This is a genomic window from Streptococcus respiraculi, assembly GCF_003595525.1.
GTDB classification, from domain to species: domain Bacteria; phylum Bacillota; class Bacilli; order Lactobacillales; family Streptococcaceae; genus Streptococcus; species Streptococcus respiraculi.
In genome coordinates, this window is record NZ_CP022680.1 from 268,985 (window position 1) to 286,706 (window position 17,722).

Below are 17,722 nucleotides of genomic sequence, written 5' to 3' on the forward strand. Positions count from 1 at the left end.
GGATGAATGAACTAGAAAGAACAGCCCTTAATGAAACACTAAGGACTGTGACGTATATAGCGGAGAAAACAGATGAGCCAATACTCGTAGAATTAGATAAAACTATTTCTTTTTTGGAGTCGAATTATCAGAGACTTTCCGAACAAGTTGAGAAAGACTTGTTGCAACTTGCCTACGTTCGGGGGTGTTTAGAGGGTTTGAAGCAGAGGTAATTGAACTAGCTATTGAGTGGTCTAATTCTGGTAGATTTTTTGAAATAACAGGAGAACTCGTTGGAGCTATACCTCTGTTGAGTTTATGGAGGATTTCATCTATTTTCTTTTCAATAGTAGTTAAATTCGATTCTGGCTTATCTTTTGATTTCTTGATGTTCTCCATATTGAAATCGCCGATACTTTTAACCATTTCTTTTAGCGCTCTTTTGGAGTTTTCAATCTCGGCTACATCGGTATCATAGAGTATAGTTCTATTGCTAGCTACATCAAAGGGAAGTTTCTCATTGTATTTAATGATTGGAATCAGCGGAAGTCCTAGAGCTTCTCTATACCCTAGCTCGTAAAAGGCGTTGGGATTGTGTTCGGTCATATCTGCAATAACTAGCTCATCTGTCTTTAGATGATTGATAATACTTTCGTTGATGTTACCAGTGAAGCTTTCTTGGTCTACACGAATTACCTTATATCCAAGTTCTTCACAGACTGGTCTTATTAGGTAGGTTAAAACTTTATCTGCGTGGGCGTGTGTGGGAGTTCCTGGCGTTCCAATAGCAGTAACAACGAAACAAGTTTTTTCAGTCATATCAATTTCTCCAATCATTTTATTTTTATTATATCACAGAAAAGGAGGGGAGGAGATGAGACCTAAGAAATATCCGTGTAGCAAAAAAGAACCTGCTAAAAAACAAGTTCAGGACGTTATTACCTGTGTAGGTAATACTACAGTTACCGCGAATATTAACGGCATAGAGTTGAAAGCGCCTAAAATTATTGTATAGGTGTCAAGGAGGAGCTGTTATGTGGCAAAGAATCAAGCGAATTATGGATAAAAAAGGTATGACGATGTATGCCGTTAGTAAGAAAGCTGGTATCAATCAGAATGTATTGATTGATTTGAAAGCAGGACGGAGTAAACGCATTTATTATGACAACATGGAGAAAATCGCTGACGCACTAGATGTCAGTTTGGATGAATTTAGAAAATAAAAAGCTACTATTTACATTGGAAAGAGAGTAAGAGATGAAAAATATTGCAGAAAAGGTCATCAGGCTTGAGGCTGATGCGTATGAATTTGTTGCTGATTTTGCGAACAAATATGATTTGAAAATCAGCGAGTCGGCAAGTATGCTGTTTCGGTATTGTGCTACCAAAAATTTGGAGGTTATACAAAGGCAAGTGGAAGTGGTTGAAACTATAACGGTTGCTACTGATAGTTAGAGGGGGAAGAAAAATGAGTCAGCGATTGATTGAAAATTGGCAAAAGAAAAATCATCAGCTCAGTCAACTGGTGATCGATAGTTTAGAGGGGCTAGATGTTTGGGAGACAGCAGTAGCGCTTGGCAAAATTCGAAAAGGAGAAGTATGACGATAACACGGGAAATGACTGCACTTGAGATAAAGGTTTTGAATACCATTCGTAATAGCGCTACTTATGACCTGCCGGTACAGGCAATTGAAATTAGGCAGAGACTGAATATTCCAAAGAGAACGTTAGAAGAAGTTGTGGAGAGTTTGCGTGTTAACTTTGGTCATCCGATTGTTGCGAAGAAAACGAAGCCCAACGGGTATTATCTGCCTAAAACAGAACAGGAAAGGCAGGACGGTCTGGCTCCTTATCGGCGTCAAATTTTGACAGAGCAGAAGAATCTCGCTGCGGTTATGTCAGTGGATTTAGCTGATTATTGGGGGTAGCAATATGGGTAAAAAAGTAAAAAAGCCTGACGGCAATCAGGCTCTAAACAAATAACTTGTAAGGACATAATACCATGAATGAACTTATGAATCAACTATTAGATCAGTTTGAAGCTGGATTGATGGAACGGTATTTGCGGGTCATGAAACGTATCGGGGATGAAAAAGACCAGTATCCGCTTGAGTTGACAAAGGCAAAATGTTCCAAAATGCTATTGGGAACAGAAGATACCACCACTTTTGATATGCGTTTCAATTCTCGTGCTGACTTTCCGAAAATTAAAGGGAAACGAGAGAAGTTCCCCAGAGACGCTGTTATTGAATGGTATCGCAAGAATTGGATGAATACAGGAGTATAAGATGAAAACATATAGCAAATCAAATGAAATTTTTACGACAGATAATCATAGTATTTTTAGCAAAATTAGCAATCGAAAGATTACAGAAAACAGTAAATTAGAAGAAGAACTCCTTTCGGAAGGGCAACGCCAACCAATTTTAGTAAATAGCAAACTACAGGTAATTGATGGGCAACATAGATTATACTATCTCAAAAAACATCGAAAGCCAGTCCGCTACATCGTTGATCCAACTGCTGATTTTAGAACGGTTATATCAATGAACACGTCCGCAGTAAATTGGTCGTTGCGTGATTATGTAGAATCATATTCATTGGAGGGAGACCCTGAATTTATCAAACTTGCAAAATTCTTAGAAACAAACGATTTACTTAGTGATAAGGTGATTATTACGGCTGGCGCAGGTCGCCGAGACGGAACCGCTGCAAAAATTATCCAAAAATTGAAAGAAGGCAACTATGTATTTTCAAATGAGAAACAGTTGAAGAATTTTTGTAGATTCTATGAACAATTGCTTTCTGAAACGAAATTGCCGAATAAACCGTTTCTTCAGTCAATATTATGGACGCTTTATACGACATCTGTTTTTGATGAAACAAGAATGCTACTTCAATTAAAAAAATCAGATTTAACAAATGAAAACATCGAGGGATATTCAAAGAAAAATCTTTTATTAACATTTTTGAAAATCTACAACGGTCGATGGAGTGATGACCATCCGTCTGTTATCCAATATTTTATAAATCGTAAAGGAACATTAGTGATACCTAGTCTACCAAAACAAGATTAACTAGGAATAAAAACAGGAGCATAAGATGAAAGTTATCGAAAAACTAAAAAACTATTTTGGATTTGACAAGCTTGAAGAAGAGCAAACAGACATCGTTTTGACGGATGTTAAGCGGTGGAAGCAGATTGCGCAGGAAAAGCACGAGGAAGCTATCTTGTATCAAGAATTGTACAACGAAGTGATGCATGAGAATCACCGTTTGAGAAAGACACTTCAGGTATTTGAGGAGATAAGAAAGGCAGATGAGTATGCTTAGTGAGTTGTTAGGTGGAATTTGTGTCGTATCGCTGATTCTTGTGCTGTATATGTTTGAAGCCCTTAAAGATATGATACGTGAAGAAAAGGCTCGTAAAAAGTATCAGGAGTATTTGCGTATACAGCGTGAGAAAGAAGAGTACGCTTTGGCTGTTCTTACTGCTTATCAAACAGAGGAGCGAGAAAGAGTGCGTCAATCACTCAGAAGCTGGCAAGGGATTGATGTTGGATAGGAGGGTGTATGGCTAGTGAAATCAAGTGGATTAAAATTGTGACGGATATTTTTGATGATGAAAAAATTCTGCTGATAGAATCATTGCCAGAAGCGGATACTATTCTTGTCATTTGGTTCAAATTGCTTACGCTAGCTGGGAAGCAGAATTACAGCGGAGTGCTGTTAATGAATGACAGGGTACACTATACAGATGAAATGCTTGCAACCATTTTCAGGCGTCCGTTTAACACGGTAAAATTGGCTTTGTCTACGTTTGAGCAGTTTGGAATGATTGAGATTATCAATAATGCGATTACCATTCCAAATTGGGAGAAACATCAAAATATTGATGGGATGGATAAGGTTAGAGAAAGCACTCGTAAGAGGGTGGCACTGCATAGAGAACGCCAAAAAATGCTGGCAAATGGTAACGTTACATGTAACGTTACAGTAACGCATGGTAACGCACTAGATAAAGATAAAGAGAAAGATAAAGAAGAAGATATAAATAATAAATGTCCTTTTCAGGACATCATTGCTTATCTTAATTCTGCTGTCAATAAAAACTATCGTGCCAACAGCAACAATACCAAAAAACTGATACAGGCTCGTTGGAAGGAAGGCTATACTTTAGATGATTTCAAAAAAGTCATTGATAATAAGGTTGCTGACTGGAAGGGGACGGAGTGGGAGAAATATTTGCAACCCTCCACGCTTTTCCGTGAGAGTAACTTTGACAAGTATCTAAATCAAACCATAAGCCCGTCCACTAAAAGTCCAAAAACGAATGTGCCAGAATGGAGCAACAATCCAATCAAGACAGAGCAGACCGTGGAGGGGCAGGCGAAGATGAGGGCGCTATTTGATGAATTAGCGAAGATGGAGAAAGGAGATACCTAGGTGTTTATTTTAAAACATGGCCTGAAGCAGGATAAGCCTTATCTGCGTAATGCAGAGTTTAAGTGTACTGGTATTGATTTGTCTTATTGCGAAGAACCTCGAAAAGCCATGAAGTTCGCTTCTAGGTCCGTAGCGATTTTAGTATCAAGAGCTTTGATTGCTTACGGCAATTTTTACCCGATAGAGGAGGAAGGTCTTGAACGGACTTGATAGATTGTTTGCCATGCAGTCATGGTCATGGGCTAATGATTGTCATTTGAAAATGTCGGAGAAGGTCAGGTTGATGTCTTTATCTGATCAGGAATTTAAAGATGAGCTGGAGAGAATGGCTCGAGAAATAAAAGAAAGTAGGTATATGAATGGACACGTTAATTGAATTTGCAAAAGAAGTCGGAATGGCTTTGATTTGGATTATACTTGGCTATTTAGTCGGTAAAGACAGTGTGAGAAAGGACAGGGAAGATGATTAACAATGTTGTATTAGTGGGTCGGATGACGAGAGATGCGGAGTTGAGCTACACTCAGTCCAATCAAGCGGTAGCGACATTTACGCTTGCGGTGAATCGTAATTTCAAGAATCAGAATGGTGAGCGAGAGGCGGATTTTGTCAATTGCGTGATGTGGCGACAACAGGCTGAGAATTTGGCCAATTGGACTAAGAAGGGTGCTTTAATTGGTATTGCTGGTCGGATTCAGACACGGAACTATGAAAATCAGCAGGGACGACGTGTCTATGTGACAGAAGTGATTGCGGATAGTTTCCAGTTGCTAGAAAGCAAGTCGAAAGAAAATAAGGCAGCAAATCAGGCTTCGATGGAACAACATGCACCACACTTTGGACCAGCTAGTCCAGTAGATGTGTCAGAAGATGATTTTCCGTTTTAGGAGGTAGAGATGTCAAAAGGAATTTTCACAGGGATAAAAATTACAAGTTCATCAGATCTTACGGATGCGACGATTGATGTCAGTGGTGTGAGGGCTTTAGAAAAAACATTGGGGTATATTCGTTATTTGGAGGATGAAAACAAGAAGTTACAAGAGAAAAATGATTTTCTTGAAGATGAGAGACGTCGTTGTTACCTTGACATGAAAAAGGATGAGGAGACGATTGAACGCTTGAAGCGTAGTAATCTTTACCTGACGCAACTGATCATTGATGTACATCAAGGGTCTGATCGGTTAAAACTGGACAGACGGAAGCAGAGAAGGAAGTGGAGAATGGGATGAAACAATTTGATAATATAACAAAACCCCAACACTACCACGGGAAATACGGGCTTGAAGCCATGAGTGTTGTCGATAATTTCATCGGTGATTTAGCTGGGAAAGCAGCCTATTGCTGGGGTAATGTCATCAAGTATTTATTACGGTTTCAGATGAAAAATGGGATTGAGGATTTGAAAAAGGCACGTCAGCATTTAGATTGGTTGATTAAAGAATTGGAGAAAGTAGATGAATAAACAAGAAGCGATTGAGAAACTTGAAGGAATAAGTTGGGAATATGAAGACCGACATTTTAAAATAACAGACGCAGTAGAATTAGATGACGCAATCGACATCATTAATCAAATCGACGACTGCCCGAAAGTCAAAATCCCGCGTTTTGTGGCGGATTGGTATGAGAGGAACAAGGGGGATTTAGAATATAATCTTTATCTTTACCAAATTTCCATTTACGAGGAAAAAGTTAAAGAAGATAATTTCTTTTACTGGACGCAAACATCAGAAAATCCTGTTCATACACTTATTAACATGCACCAATTTGGCTATGAGGTTGAGCAGGAGAAGAAATACAAGGTTAAGATTGCGAATAACGGAAGTCAGCCATTGACGTTTAAAAAATTAGGGCAAAAAATCTTCTTTGTTGATGAAAAATGCGATGAGTCTTTCACTAAACAAGAATTAGAGCAAGCTGGATTTGGATGGGTGTTCGATTGCGCTGGTGTGGAAGTAGTGGAGGTGGAGTGATGAAAATATTATTCAACGGCAAATTCTCCTATATTCTCACATTTGCGTTCCATTGGCTTATTTTATCGTTCGTTTGGACCGAGTTAGAGAACTCTTTTTATAGTCATACTGTACCAAGTCCGGAGGATTCTATTATTCAAATTCTTGCAGTTAGTTATATTACTTATATCTTAGGAAAGGACAACTCATGAGATATTTAGACGACAGATGTGATTTTTGTTATGAGAGGCTAGAAGATTGCACTTGTGATGAAGATGATTGGCTTGTAGATTTGTATCCCTGCGGGTGCTGTACGTGTTGCGGGTGTTCTTGTTGGATGGATGAGGAGGAAGACGAATGACTAACAAATTCAGAGAAGGTCTAGTAAAAGGCTATGTATTAGGCTGTTTCATAGGCCTAATGATCAGTGTAGCTTTTTTAGCGCATAGCGTCGCTAAGTTACAAGACCAGATTGATAGTCTGTACCAACGCAATGAAGTACTTACGCAGCAATTGCAAGAAATGAATAAGTATGTACGGTATCCAGGAGGGTGAAGATGACAACAGCTGAGAAAATCGAGTACATTCTAAAAGTCAACTACTGGACGCAACAGCAACTCGCAGATAAAATTGGTGTAAAACAGACTACTATTTCTGCTTGGAAGCTTGGGCGAGTTGTCAGAAATAGCTATATTCCTCAAATTGAACTACTCTACAATCAGGCAATTCAATTGGAACGGGCGAGGTTGAAACCGAAAAATAGAGTCTTGTCTGAACGTGGGAAGCTGGTGCTGAAGTTCCCGTGGTATAGCTATCAGCAAAAATAAAAAAAGCCAGCCTGCGCTGACTCCTTGTGAATAATAACCATACTAATATTATATCACAAAGGAGAGAGCGAGAGTGACTTTTTTTCCAGAGATTAACGAAAAACAGACAATCAGAAATGCTAAGAGAAAACTGAAAGAATATCCACGTTGGCGCAGAATTGCAGGCGATATTGACGGTCAGAAAGTCACAGCGACTTACTCCTTTGAGCCGAGACAGTCGCATGGAAGTCCGAGCAGACCAGTTGAGAGATTGGTAATAAGTAAGGTAGATGCACTAGCAGAGCTTGAAGCTATCGAGTATGCAGTGGGTCATCTGCTTGATCCGTATCAGCGTAAAATACTTTATGATTTGTATTTGACCAACTATCCAAAATCTAATGCGGAATTAGAGAATGAATTAGGATATGAGAAAACTCGTTATCATGAGATTGTGTCTAATGCTTTACTAGCTTTTGCGGAACTTTACAGAAGTGGTTGCTTGGTTGCTCTGAGCGGAATAATAGCGGAATAATAGCGGAGTTTCTAACCGTTTTTAATGATAAAATAGTATCATGAATGAAAAGGCAAGAGACTTTCTCTTGTCTTTTACTGTATATAAAGGAGGTGCAATCATGAAGCGAGTTGAGCCGATTAGAGACACAGATGATATTGAGCGTTTGAAAGACTATCTACGTTCTCGTAGTGAACGGGATTACGTGCTGATCATGTGCGGTCTTTATTCAGGACTTCGGATTAGCGATATTGTACCTCTGCAAGTAAAGCAAGTAACTGGCGATCGTATTGAGATAGTCGAAAAAAAGACAGGCAAAGTCAAGAAGTTTGCAATCAATGATGAATTAAGAAAGGCACTCAATCATTATATAAAGCAGAATGATTTGAAAGGATACGACTATCTCTTTCCCAGCAAAAAGAAACAGCGAGCAAATGGAGTTCGGATTGCTCACATTGGTCGAGTGGCTGCTTACCAGATATTCAAGAAGGCTGCAAACCATATCGGTCTAACGAATATCGGCACTCACTCGATGAGAAAGACTTTTGGCTATCATTTCTACAATCAGACTGGCAATGTAGTTTTATTGATGGAGTTGTTTAATCATTCATCACCAGACATTACATTAATTTATATTGGCTATAAGCAAGATGAATTGGATGAAGCGATGCTTAATTTTAGCTATTAAAAGGCTATCTATTTAACACAATGAGAATTTGTAAATAAGAAAATAGAAAAACACGGAAGATACTTAGAGAGAGTAAGAGAGACGAACTGTGAATTTTATTTAACAGAATATAAGATATGTTAAATATAGCACCTTAAAAAATACCTTCCCTATACTTAAAAAAATACCTCTACCTTAAAAAACGAAAGGAGCCCCTATGCAAGCAAGAGCAGACCGCAAAGGAAAACACCGGGTGGCCTTTGAAAAGAACAAGAAGGTTATTTTAAAAACTCGTAATACTTGTGGTATCTGTGGTAATCCAGTTGATAAGAGTTTGAGGTATCCTCATCCACTCAGTCCAGTAATTGACCACATCATTCCAGTCATCAAGAATGGTCATCCATCAGACATAGATAACTTACAGCTTGCGCATTGGCAATGTAATAGACAGAAGTCTGATAAGTTGTATGCTGATGAGCGAGCAAGTGATACAAAAGTGATTGGAAATCGCAATCTTCCACAGAGTTGCGATTGGACTTTATACAAAGGATAATGCAATGAAAATGTATAGAGATGAAAAAATGAAAATCTTGCAGTCTTGTCAGAAAGGGGGGGATACCACCCTCCCCTTAGAGGCTCGCGAGCTTCACGCCGTCACTATGCATTTTTTCTCGTGCCAAATGAAAGGAAAATGGAAATTGGAACTAAAAGGGATTAGTTATCTTAGATCTAAGCTGTCTTCGGTGAAGCAACGGGTGGATTTGAGGTATAAGCAGTATGCGATGCAACATCAGGAGTCTCCGATAGGGATTACGATTCCAGCGGAGATTCGTAGGCAGTATCAGGCTGTTCTTGGTTGGTGTGCGAAGGGTGTGGATAGCTTGGCAGACAGGCTGGTCTTTCGTGAGTTTGCCAATGATGATTTTGAGGTGAATGACATCTTTCGGCAGAACAATCCGGATGTCTTTTTTGATAGTGTGGTTTTGTCTGCTTTGATTGGGGCTTGTAGTTTTGTCTATGTCTCAAAGGGAGAAGACGGTGAGCCTCGGTTACAGGTTATTGAGGCAAGCAATGCGACGGGTATTCTTAGTCCGATTACGGGGTTGTTGACGGAAGGATATGCAGTCTTACAGCGTGATGAGTATGGTAGGCCTTTGCAAGAAGCCTACTTTACATCGGATTGGACGCTTTATATTCAGAATGGGAAGCATACTCCTGTCAAGAATGAGACTGGGGTTCCTTTGCTGGTGCCGATTATTCATCGTCCTGATGCGGTGCGTCCGTTTGGTCGTTCTCGGATTACGAGGGCTGGGATGTACTATCAGAGGTATGCGAAGCGTACGTTGGAGCGGGCTGATGTGACGGCGGAGTTTTATTCGTTTCCGCAGAAGTATGTTTTGGGGACGGATCCTGATATGGAGAAGTTGGATAAATGGCAGGCGACGGTTTCTAGTTTGTTGCAGTTTTCGAAGGACGAGGACGGGGACAAGCCAACGGTTGGTCAGTTTACGACTTCTAGCATGTCGCCTTTTACGGAGCAATTGCGGACGGCAGCGGCTGGTTTTGCGGGTGAAATGGGCTTGACCTTGGATGATTTGGGCTTTGTGTCGGATAATCCGTCATCGGTCGAGGCTATCAAGGCAAGTCATGAGAATTTGCGGTTGGCTGGTCGGAAGGCGCAACGGTCGCTCGGGTCTGGGTTGTTAAATGTGGCCTATGTGGCGGCGTGTTTGCGTGATGGATACCCTTATTTACGTAGCCAGTTCATGAAGTTGGTTCCGAAGTGGGAGCCGTTATTCGAAGCGGATGCGACAACCTTGACTATGCTGGGTGATGGTGTCATTAAAATCAATCAGTCCTTGCCTGGTTATATCACTGGGGAGACAATCCGTGATTTGACGGGTATTCGTGGGGATGAGTCGGCTGTGCCGGTGGTTCCCAAGGAGAAGGTAGATGAATGAGGATATTGTACCGAACTTACTAGCGTCTATTCAGGCGGATTTTGAAAAGGCTTATGGCAAGAGTGAAGTGGTGGCGGCTGCTTTTGAGGCTTTGAAGGCTAAGCAAGCGACCTATAAGACGGTCAATGATTTGGCGATTGAGGTTGGCGAAATTTTGTCTGAGGCTCTGGGAGCTTCTCTAAGCGCCGATAAGTTGCCAGACGGTAAAATGTATTATAATATCGCGAAACGTTTGTTAGAGGAGACGCTGGGGCAGAATTTTGAGCTTGTCAGCGGTTATGCGAGAGATGTTCAGCAATTGTTAAATGAAAAGGCTGGTTTGGGCTTAAAAGCGCAAGTGCCGTCTTTGAATCAAGATAAGATTGACGGCTTGGTCAATCGTTTGTCTACCGCAGATGATTTCGAGAGTGTGAAATGGCTCTTGGGTGATCCAATTGTGACGTTTACGCAGGGGATTGTCGATGATGCTATTCAGGAAAATGTGGATTTTCATGCGAAAGTAGGGCTAAGTCCTAAGATTATCCGCAGGCATACGGGGCATTGTTGCGACTGGTGCCGGAATTTGGCAGGGGTCTACAATTATCCAGATGTACCTAAAGACGTGTATCGGAGGCATGGCAATTGTCGGTGTACTGTTGACTACAAAACAGGCGATGGTAAAAGGAAAAATGTTTGGTCAAAAAAATGGAGTAAAGAAAGCGCTGATGTCTTGGAACAGCGTAAGCAAATAAATAGGGATATTCGTGATAATAACCGCAAGGAAGATATCAAAGAATTTAAGAAAATTGTCGAGGTTTTAGGTGCTAAAAATGCTCCCATATCAGTAGCAAAATTTCAAGATTTGAAGTATAATGATGGTGAGGGATATGAGCGTTTAAAAGATAAGGTTTATATCCAAAAGAATTTCAATGATGGAACTTGGTTGGACAAAATTAATCCTGAAAAACAGGCTCGCCATATTCAGTCGACGGCAGGGGACGGTAAAAGTTACTTTTTTGATAGTGTAGATATTAATGCCTTGTATGATAAATATAAAATGACAGGTAGTATTAGAGAATTAAGAAATGGTACTAAAAGTTCTGATGAGAAAGTTGATTTAATTGAAACTGGCTTAGTTGGTATTGATTTTTTCACTGGAAAACCTGTTAATGCAATGACAATTAAATATAGTAAAACAGGTGTACACTTAATACCAACTTACTATGAAAGGAGAGACTGATGGATTTAAAACAGTACAACAATAAGCAAGTCCAGATAACTGATGTAGATAATAAAATTTTTCAAGGTATTTGTATTTTTGAAGATAAAGACACATATGATGAAGAACAAGATGGTCTGTCAGTTAAGACAGGTTTTAAATGGGTTAAGATTTTTGAATCTGAAATCAAATCAATCGAATTAGTATAAGGCACTTAGCATAATCTAGGTGCTTTTCTTGTGCGCAAAGGAGGAAAAATGTTATACACACTTTGGCAATTCGTTGCCTTTTTATTAGGTATTATATTAGCTGTACTTCTACTGGGAGTTACAGCTGTTGTTATTATTGCAGTTGTAAAAGCTGTCTGTAAGGTAATGAGAGGAGAAAGATCATGAACAAACGGATGAAAAAGAAGTGGTTGATACCACTTCTTGAAAAAAGAGTGGCAGACCTTGAACGCAAGAATGCAGGACTGTTAGCTCAAGTGACTTTGCTTACAGAAGCGCAGGTTTATACTATGAGTCGTGTAGAACGGCTTGAAGAACAAGTATCTAAAAACGCTGAGGGAACGAATAAGAACTGTGAGGAGTTACGAGCTGAAGTAGCTTCAAATACGAGCGCTATTTCAATTGCTAGTGAAGAAATCAAGGCTGGTTCTATCGCTTCAAATGGGAAAGCCATTGTGAAAGCTATCCAGAAGGTTGCCTTGGAGTCTGAAAAGATAAAGGGCAGTAAGTTGTTTTCTAAAAACGGCAAGACAATCTTAGATGTCTTGACTGGTAGATTGACGTTTAAAGAGTAAATGGACACGGGCTAAAAGCTCGTTGTATCTTCATTTTGCCTAAAACGTGCTGAGGGCGTTAAAAGCTGCATGGTAGTTGATACGATTGAAAGGACAGGTTATGGCTAGGATTAAGAAAAAACTTGGCAATCAAAATCCTACTCAATCGGTAATTCTTCCATATACTAAAAAGAAATCATTGTCAAAAGAGGCGGTGGAGATTTATGAGCGGACGGGCTTGTCTTGCTACGCTTGGCAGGTCAATCTTTTACGGCCAATCATGGCGGTAGATAAGTCTGGCTTGTGGGTACATCAGAAGTTTGGCTACTCGATTCCTCGGCGAAATGGGAAGTCGGAAATCCTCTATATGCTGGAGCTATGGGGCTTGGAGCATGGGTTGAATATTCTTCATACGGCTCACCGTATCAGCACGTCGCATTCGTCTTTTGAGAAGGTCAAGCGTTATCTGGAAAAGATGGGCTATGTGGACGGGGAGGATTTTAATTCTATTCGTGCCAAAGGTCAAGAGCGCATTGAGCTTTACAAGTCTGGCGGTGTGGTGCAGTTCCGTACTAGGACTTCCAATGGGGGTCTTGGTGAGGGATTTGATTTGCTGATCATTGATGAGGCTCAGGAATACACGACTGAGCAGGAATCTGCCCTCAAGTACACCGTGACAGATAGTGACAATCCGATGACAGTCATGTGTGGTACTCCGCCAACGCCAGTCTCAAGCGGGACAGTTTTCACCAAATACCGTAGCGCTTGTTTATTTGGGAAATCCAAGTATTCGGGCTGGGCTGAGTGGTCCGTTGATACGGAAAGAGAGATTGACGATGTGGAGGCTTGGTATAATTCCAATCCTTCTATGGGCTACCACTTGAACGAACGGAAGATTGAGGCAGAGCTTGGCGAAGATAAGCTAGACCACAATGTTCAGCGTTTGGGGTATTGGCCACAGTACAATCAAAAGTCTGCTATCTCTGAAACGGAGTGGGAATCCTTGAAGGTTTCTCATCTTCCTGCTTTTTCTGGTCCGTTATTTGTCGGCATCAAGTATGGTCAAGACGGTACGAATGTCGCTATGAGCGTGGCAGTACGGACGGAGGAAGGGCAGGTCTTTGTAGAGGTGATTGATTGTCAATCGGTCAGAAATGGCAATCAGTGGATGATCCATTTCTTGAAGAAGGCAAAAGTCGCTCAGATTGTCGTAGACGGGGCGAGCGGTCAGAAGATTTTAGATGATGAGTTGAAGGATTTTCGCATTAAAAATGTGATTCTGCCAACGGTCAAGGAAATCATTGTCGCTAATAGCATGTGGGAACAGGGGATTTATCAAAAGACCTTGTGTCACGCTGGTCAGCCGTCTTTGTCGAAGGTAGCGACTAACTGCGATAAGCGCAATATTGGCTCCAATGGTGGCTTTGGTTATCGTTCTCATTTTGATGATATGGACATTAGTCTTATGGATAGTGCTTTGCTTGCGCACTGGGCTTGTATGACAACAAAGCCGAAGAAAAAGCAAAAAGTTAGTTATTAAGAGGGCGCTGTTAGGCGTTTTTTTAATGCTTGAAATTACCGAACGCACGGGAAATGCGGAGAAAGGAGACAGATATGTCTGAATTTAAAACGATTGAAACACAGGAAGAATTGGATCGTATTGTGGAAACACGCTTGGCGCGCCAAAAAGAGCGGTTTGCGGATTATGACCAATTGAAAGACCGTGTGAAGGAATTGGAAACGGAAAACGTGGGCTTGAAATCAGCTTTGGAGACTTCTAAGCAGGAATCGGCTTCATCTAGCAAGCAGATTGAGGAATTAGAGGGGAAGGTGGCAGGTTATGAAACAACGGCGCTACGGACTCGGATTGCTCTTCAAAATGGCTTGCCGTATGATTTGGCGGATCGCTTACAGGGAAGTGACGAGGCGGAATTGACAGCTGATGCGGAGCGGTTGGCTGGATTTTTGAAAACAACAGAACCAGTGCCACCGTTGAAGGATATTGAGCCAGCACCAACAGAAGGAAAAACGGGTTGGCATCAATTGCTTAATGGATTAAATAACAAAGGAGAATAACTATGTCAGATTCACTTAAACAAGGAACACTTTACACACCAGACCTCATTACCGATTTGATTTCAAAAGTGCAGGGTAGCTCTGTACTCGCTAAGTTAGCAAATCAGACACCGATTCCATTTGCAGGGGTTGAACAATTTGTTTTCAATCTGGAAGGCAATGCACAGATTGTTGGAGAAGGCGAGCAAAAAGGCGCTGGTAAGGCGACTATGGCAAGCAAGGTTATCAAACCGCTCAAATTTGTTTATCAGGCTCGTATTACAGATGAGTTCAAGAATGCGACAACAGAAAAACAAATTGCCTACATGCAAGCCTTCAATGATGGTTTTGCGAAGATTATTGCTCGTAGTTTTGACCTTGCAGCTCTACACGGACTTGAACCAAAGACCATGACAGATGCGTCATTTAAGGCTACCAACTCGTTTGATGGGGTCATTGATGGCAATGTCGTGACGTTTAGCGCTGACAAAATCGAAGACAATATTGAGTCTGCAGTTGCTGCTATCACTGCTAAAGGCGGTGAGGTGACAGGTTTAGCCCTTTCACCAACAGCGGGTCAAGCCTTGGCTAAAATCAAGGTGAATGGCGTGGCTCAGTATCCAGAATTCCGATTTGGTCAAAATCCAGATAGTTTCTATGGCATGAAGTCAGATGTCAATAAGAATCTTACGACTACTGGTGGTACTGCGAAGAAAGACCATGTGATTGTCGGGGATTTCCAAAATCGTTTCAAGTGGGGTTATGCTGAAAATATCCCACTTGAAATCATTGAGTACGGAGATCCAGACCAAACGGGTCGCGACTTGAAAGCCTATAATGAAATATGCTTGCGTACAGAGGTCTTTATCGGTTGGGGTATTCTTGATAAGGATTCATTTGCTCGTGTAGAGGAGGCATAGGATGAAATATCAAGACAAGAAGACGGGAGCTGTTGTTCTTTGTGATAGTATCTTGTCTGGGGATTGGGTTTTGGTGGACGAGAGTGAGAAGGTGGCTTCTCACTCGTCTTCTGACTTGACGGTTTCTGAGATGAAAGCTGTTTTGGAACAGTTGGGCATTGCTTACCACCCAAAGGCTAAGAAATCGGAAATCTTGGCCTTGTATGAAGAACATGCTGTGTAGAGATTGCCATTCTAGGGCGTTTTCAGCTGATTGGGTGACTAGTTATGCGCGAAAACGCCGTAGAATCAAGGTTTGAAAGGAGTTTTGATGGACATTTTTGCAACAAAAGATGACTTGGAGCTGATGTGGCGTTCTCTGAAATTCGATGAGGAGGAGAGGGCAGAAGCCTTGTTAAAGGTGGTTTCTGATTCGCTACGAGTTGAAGCTGAGAAAGTTGGGAAAGACTTGGACAAGATGGCAGAGGAGCGACCTTCGTATGCAACGGTCTTGAAATCTGTTACGGTGGACATTGTGGCTAGGACCTTGATGACTTCGACAGACCAAGAACCGATGACGCAAGTCGCAGAGAGTGCTATGGGGTATTCGTGGAGTGGTTCTTATCTAGTACCTGGTGGCGGTCTTTTTATCAAGGATTCAGAATTGAAGCGCCTTGGACTGAAAAAGCAGAGATATGGGGTGATTGACATCTATGGGACATCTTAAAGGAATACCTGTTGTTTTAATTGACAAGGTAGAGGCTGGTCGTGATCCATTTGGTAAAATCACTTATCAAGATAAGGAAGTTACGGTGGAAAATGTATTGGTTGCTCCGACTGATTCGGAGAATGTCATCAATCAGCTCAATCTGACTGGCAAGAAGGCTATCTATACGCTTGGTATTCCCAAAGGTGATCAGCATGATTGGGAGGACAAGGAAGTCCGCTTTTTCAATCAACGCTGGCGGACTTTTGGGATTCCGCTAGAAGGGATTGAAGCTATGATTCCCTTGTCTTGGAACAAGAAAGTGATGGTAGAGCGCTATGAGTAAGATGCGATTTGAGCTCAATCGTAAGGGAGTTGCTGACTTGATGAAATCGGCTGAGATGCAGACGGTTTTACAGCAGGAGGCAACAGCCATTCGAAACCGATGTGGTGATGGCTATGAGCAGGACATCTATGTCGGTAAAAATCGTGCGAATGCCATGGTTAGTGCTGAGAGTTTTAAAGCTCGGAAAGATAACTCGAAAAATAATACGTTACTAAAGGCGGTGCATTAAATGATTGAAGTTGTGATAAAAGACTATCTTGACGGTCATTTAGATGTACCGTCTTTTTTTGAACATGAAGGTAAGATGCCTTCAACATACGTCTTGATAGAGAAAACGAGTGGAAGAATGCAAAATCAGCTAAAATCAGCAACCTTTGCTTTTCAAAGCTATGCTCCGTCGATGTATGAAGCAGCGTTATTAAATGAACAGGTCAAAACGGCGGTAGACAGGCTCGTAGAGCTAGATACTATCAGCGGGGTTCATTTGAATAGCGATTATAACTTTACAGATACAGCCATGAAGGCTTATCGTTATCAGGCTGTTTTTGATATTAACTATTACTAGGAGGAAATCAAATGTCAAATGCAACAAATGTAACGGCTGCAAAGCCGAAAGTTGGTGGTGCGATTTATTCTGCACCACTCGGAACTAAATTGCCTACGAATGCAACAAGTAAGCTAGATGCAGCTTTTGTCGCTTTAGGCTATGTGTCAGAAGATGGCGCTACAAACTCAAATTCTCCTTCAAGCGAAAACATTAAGGCTTGGGGAGGGGATACGGTCAACTCTGTTCAGACAGAAAAAGAAGATACCTTTTCTTATACGTTGATTGAGGCATTGAATGTCGATGTGCTGAAAGAAGTGTATGGTAATGAGAATGTTTCTGGTGATTTATCAACTGGAATTACCATTACAGCCAACTCAAAAGAATTGAAGGAACACTGTATCATCATTGAAATGCTTTTGAAGGGCGGAGCCATGAAACGGATCGTGCTACCGTGTGCAAAGGTTTCTGAAGTAGGTGAAATCAGCTATAAAGATGGTGAAAATGTCGGCTATGAAATAACAATACAGGCTTTGCCGGACGAACATGAAAACACTCACTATGAGTATATTCAAGCGGCTAAACCAACGGTGGGAGGATAAGCATGTTAAAAGGAACAACGGAATCAGGATTTTCATTTGAAATTAGTGAAGAGCGCTTGGATAACTATGAATTGTTAGAAGCAATGGCAGAGGTGGACGATAATCCTCTGCTTTATTCTAAAGTTGTCAAATTGCTACTGGGTGATGAACAGGCTAAAAAGCTGAAGGAGCATTTGCGCAATGAGAATGGGTTTATCCCAAACGCTTTGATTGGTAACGAGATTAGAGATATTTTCGAGTCGGTCAAAGAATTAAAAAACTCTTAGTCCTCAT

The 17,722-nt window shown here is 41.1% G+C and carries 35 protein-coding genes; 34 read left to right on the top strand and 1 reads right to left on the bottom strand.

Annotation, left to right across the window (positions count from 1 at the left end; translation table 11 throughout):
* Positions 1 to 102: 102 nt before the first annotated feature.
* Entirely contained in the window at positions 103 to 816 is a 714-nt protein-coding gene (locus CHF41_RS10020) for a hypothetical protein (RefSeq protein ID WP_162911900.1), read from the bottom strand.
* A 37-nt stretch (positions 817 to 853) separates the two neighbouring features.
* On the opposite strand from CHF41_RS10020, the gene CHF41_RS10025 reads away from it, so the two are divergent.
* From CHF41_RS10025 to CHF41_RS01440, 34 genes are all read left to right on the top strand, one after another.
* A complete protein-coding gene (locus CHF41_RS10025) occupies positions 854 to 994 on the top strand; it encodes a hypothetical protein (RefSeq protein ID WP_162911901.1) in 141 nt (46 codons plus the stop codon).
* Positions 995 to 1,013: 19 nt separating this feature from the next.
* Complete coding sequence (locus CHF41_RS01275) at positions 1,014 to 1,202, top strand: helix-turn-helix domain-containing protein (protein WP_119875662.1); 189 nt, start codon at positions 1,014 to 1,016, stop codon at positions 1,200 to 1,202.
* A 34-nt stretch (positions 1,203 to 1,236) separates the two neighbouring features.
* Positions 1,237 to 1,434 (top strand): hypothetical protein, encoded by a 198-nt coding sequence (locus CHF41_RS01280; protein WP_119875663.1) that lies wholly within the window; start codon positions 1,237 to 1,239, stop codon positions 1,432 to 1,434.
* Positions 1,435 to 1,447: 13 nt separating this feature from the next.
* On the top strand, positions 1,448 to 1,582 hold the full coding sequence (locus CHF41_RS10260; RefSeq protein ID WP_276308854.1) for a hypothetical protein: 135 nt from the start codon (positions 1,448 to 1,450) through the stop codon (positions 1,580 to 1,582).
* Positions 1,579 to 1,908 (top strand): hypothetical protein, encoded by a 330-nt coding sequence (locus CHF41_RS01285; RefSeq protein ID WP_119875664.1) that lies wholly within the window; start codon positions 1,579 to 1,581, stop codon positions 1,906 to 1,908. Before CHF41_RS10260 ends, CHF41_RS01285 begins: the two co-directional genes overlap by 4 nt.
* Positions 1,909 to 1,982: 74 nt before the next feature.
* Positions 1,983 to 2,267, top strand: a complete 285-nt coding sequence (locus tag CHF41_RS01290; protein ID WP_119875665.1) for a DNA-binding protein — start codon at positions 1,983 to 1,985, stop codon at positions 2,265 to 2,267.
* Position 2,268: 1 nt separating this feature from the next.
* A complete protein-coding gene (locus CHF41_RS01295; RefSeq protein WP_119875666.1) occupies positions 2,269 to 3,057 on the top strand; it encodes a ParB N-terminal domain-containing protein in 789 nt (262 codons plus the stop codon).
* A 25-nt stretch (positions 3,058 to 3,082) separates the two neighbouring features.
* Positions 3,083 to 3,313 (top strand): hypothetical protein, encoded by a 231-nt coding sequence (locus CHF41_RS01300; RefSeq protein ID WP_119875667.1) that lies wholly within the window; start codon positions 3,083 to 3,085, stop codon positions 3,311 to 3,313.
* A complete protein-coding gene (locus CHF41_RS01305; RefSeq protein ID WP_162911902.1) occupies positions 3,300 to 3,545 on the top strand; it encodes a hypothetical protein in 246 nt (81 codons plus the stop codon). Before CHF41_RS01300 ends, CHF41_RS01305 begins: the two co-directional genes overlap by 14 nt.
* An 8-nt stretch (positions 3,546 to 3,553) precedes the next feature.
* Positions 3,554 to 4,426, top strand: a complete 873-nt coding sequence (locus CHF41_RS01310; protein WP_119875669.1) for a phage replisome organizer N-terminal domain-containing protein — start codon at positions 3,554 to 3,556, stop codon at positions 4,424 to 4,426.
* Complete coding sequence (locus CHF41_RS01315) at positions 4,427 to 4,636, top strand: hypothetical protein (protein WP_119875670.1); 210 nt, start codon at positions 4,427 to 4,429, stop codon at positions 4,634 to 4,636.
* A gap of 252 nt (positions 4,637 to 4,888) precedes the next feature.
* The gene (gene ssb, locus CHF41_RS01325; protein WP_119875672.1) at positions 4,889 to 5,311 is read left to right on the top strand and encodes a single-stranded DNA-binding protein; all 423 of its coding nucleotides are present in this window, start codon (positions 4,889 to 4,891) and stop codon (positions 5,309 to 5,311) included.
* A gap of 9 nt (positions 5,312 to 5,320) precedes the next feature.
* Complete coding sequence (locus tag CHF41_RS01330) at positions 5,321 to 5,653, top strand: FtsB/FtsL family cell division protein (protein ID WP_119875673.1); 333 nt, start codon at positions 5,321 to 5,323, stop codon at positions 5,651 to 5,653.
* Positions 5,650 to 5,886, top strand: coding sequence for a DUF3310 domain-containing protein (locus tag CHF41_RS01335; RefSeq protein ID WP_119875674.1), 237 nt, complete (start codon positions 5,650 to 5,652; stop codon positions 5,884 to 5,886). Before CHF41_RS01330 ends, CHF41_RS01335 begins: the two co-directional genes overlap by 4 nt.
* Positions 5,879 to 6,394 carry a DUF1642 domain-containing protein gene (locus tag CHF41_RS01340; protein WP_119875675.1) on the top strand — a complete coding sequence of 172 codons (516 nt, stop codon included), beginning with the start codon at positions 5,879 to 5,881 and terminating at the stop codon, positions 6,392 to 6,394. Before CHF41_RS01335 ends, CHF41_RS01340 begins: the two co-directional genes overlap by 8 nt.
* A gap of 336 nt (positions 6,395 to 6,730) precedes the next feature.
* On the top strand, positions 6,731 to 6,928 hold the full coding sequence (locus CHF41_RS01350; protein WP_119875677.1) for a hypothetical protein: 198 nt from the start codon (positions 6,731 to 6,733) through the stop codon (positions 6,926 to 6,928).
* Positions 6,929 to 6,930: 2 nt separating this feature from the next.
* On the top strand, positions 6,931 to 7,200 hold the full coding sequence (locus tag CHF41_RS01355) for a helix-turn-helix transcriptional regulator (RefSeq protein WP_119875678.1): 270 nt from the start codon (positions 6,931 to 6,933) through the stop codon (positions 7,198 to 7,200).
* A 73-nt stretch (positions 7,201 to 7,273) separates the two neighbouring features.
* Entirely contained in the window at positions 7,274 to 7,711 is a 438-nt protein-coding gene (locus CHF41_RS01360; RefSeq protein ID WP_119875679.1) for an ArpU family phage packaging/lysis transcriptional regulator, read from the top strand.
* Between the two features lie 100 nt (positions 7,712 to 7,811).
* Positions 7,812 to 8,378, top strand: coding sequence for a site-specific integrase (locus CHF41_RS01365; protein ID WP_119875680.1), 567 nt, complete (start codon positions 7,812 to 7,814; stop codon positions 8,376 to 8,378).
* Between the two features lie 196 nt (positions 8,379 to 8,574).
* Entirely contained in the window at positions 8,575 to 8,910 is a 336-nt protein-coding gene (locus CHF41_RS01370) for an HNH endonuclease (RefSeq protein ID WP_119875681.1), read from the top strand.
* 145 nt (positions 8,911 to 9,055) lie between these two features.
* Positions 9,056 to 10,318, top strand: a complete 1,263-nt coding sequence (locus CHF41_RS01375; protein WP_119877113.1) for a phage portal protein — start codon at positions 9,056 to 9,058, stop codon at positions 10,316 to 10,318.
* On the top strand, positions 10,311 to 11,537 hold the full coding sequence (locus CHF41_RS10030; protein ID WP_162911903.1) for a polymorphic toxin type 50 domain-containing protein: 1,227 nt from the start codon (positions 10,311 to 10,313) through the stop codon (positions 11,535 to 11,537). Before CHF41_RS01375 ends, CHF41_RS10030 begins: the two co-directional genes overlap by 8 nt.
* Positions 11,537 to 11,725: a hypothetical protein gene (locus CHF41_RS01385; RefSeq protein WP_119875682.1), complete on the top strand. Its 189-nt coding sequence runs from the start codon at positions 11,537 to 11,539 to the stop codon at positions 11,723 to 11,725. Before CHF41_RS10030 ends, CHF41_RS01385 begins: the two co-directional genes overlap by 1 nt.
* Positions 11,726 to 11,907: 182 nt before the next feature.
* Positions 11,908 to 12,318: a hypothetical protein gene (locus CHF41_RS01390; RefSeq protein WP_119875683.1), complete on the top strand. Its 411-nt coding sequence runs from the start codon at positions 11,908 to 11,910 to the stop codon at positions 12,316 to 12,318.
* A gap of 100 nt (positions 12,319 to 12,418) precedes the next feature.
* The gene (locus CHF41_RS01395; RefSeq protein WP_119875684.1) at positions 12,419 to 13,837 is read left to right on the top strand and encodes a terminase; all 1,419 of its coding nucleotides are present in this window, start codon (positions 12,419 to 12,421) and stop codon (positions 13,835 to 13,837) included.
* 74 nt (positions 13,838 to 13,911) lie between these two features.
* Positions 13,912 to 14,373 (top strand): capsid assembly scaffolding protein Gp46 family protein, encoded by a 462-nt coding sequence (locus CHF41_RS01400; RefSeq protein ID WP_119875685.1) that lies wholly within the window; start codon positions 13,912 to 13,914, stop codon positions 14,371 to 14,373.
* A gap of 2 nt (positions 14,374 to 14,375) precedes the next feature.
* Positions 14,376 to 15,272, top strand: a complete 897-nt coding sequence (locus CHF41_RS01405) for a phage major capsid family protein (RefSeq protein ID WP_119875686.1) — start codon at positions 14,376 to 14,378, stop codon at positions 15,270 to 15,272.
* Between the two features lies 1 nt (position 15,273).
* Complete coding sequence (locus tag CHF41_RS01410; RefSeq protein WP_119875687.1) at positions 15,274 to 15,495, top strand: hypothetical protein; 222 nt, start codon at positions 15,274 to 15,276, stop codon at positions 15,493 to 15,495.
* Between the two features lie 87 nt (positions 15,496 to 15,582).
* A complete protein-coding gene (locus tag CHF41_RS01415; RefSeq protein WP_119875688.1) occupies positions 15,583 to 15,978 on the top strand; it encodes a phage Gp19/Gp15/Gp42 family protein in 396 nt (131 codons plus the stop codon).
* Entirely contained in the window at positions 15,965 to 16,303 is a 339-nt protein-coding gene (locus CHF41_RS01420) for a hypothetical protein (RefSeq protein ID WP_119875689.1), read from the top strand. Before CHF41_RS01415 ends, CHF41_RS01420 begins: the two co-directional genes overlap by 14 nt.
* Positions 16,296 to 16,532 (top strand): hypothetical protein, encoded by a 237-nt coding sequence (locus CHF41_RS01425; protein ID WP_119875690.1) that lies wholly within the window; start codon positions 16,296 to 16,298, stop codon positions 16,530 to 16,532. The genes CHF41_RS01420 and CHF41_RS01425 overlap by 8 nt, the downstream gene beginning before the upstream one ends.
* Entirely contained in the window at positions 16,533 to 16,868 is a 336-nt protein-coding gene (locus tag CHF41_RS01430; protein ID WP_119875691.1) for a hypothetical protein, read from the top strand.
* Positions 16,869 to 16,879: 11 nt separating this feature from the next.
* Entirely contained in the window at positions 16,880 to 17,449 is a 570-nt protein-coding gene (locus tag CHF41_RS01435; RefSeq protein ID WP_119875692.1) for a phage tail tube protein, read from the top strand.
* A gap of 2 nt (positions 17,450 to 17,451) precedes the next feature.
* Complete coding sequence (locus tag CHF41_RS01440) at positions 17,452 to 17,715, top strand: hypothetical protein (RefSeq protein ID WP_119875693.1); 264 nt, start codon at positions 17,452 to 17,454, stop codon at positions 17,713 to 17,715.
* Positions 17,716 to 17,722 lie beyond the last annotated feature (7 nt).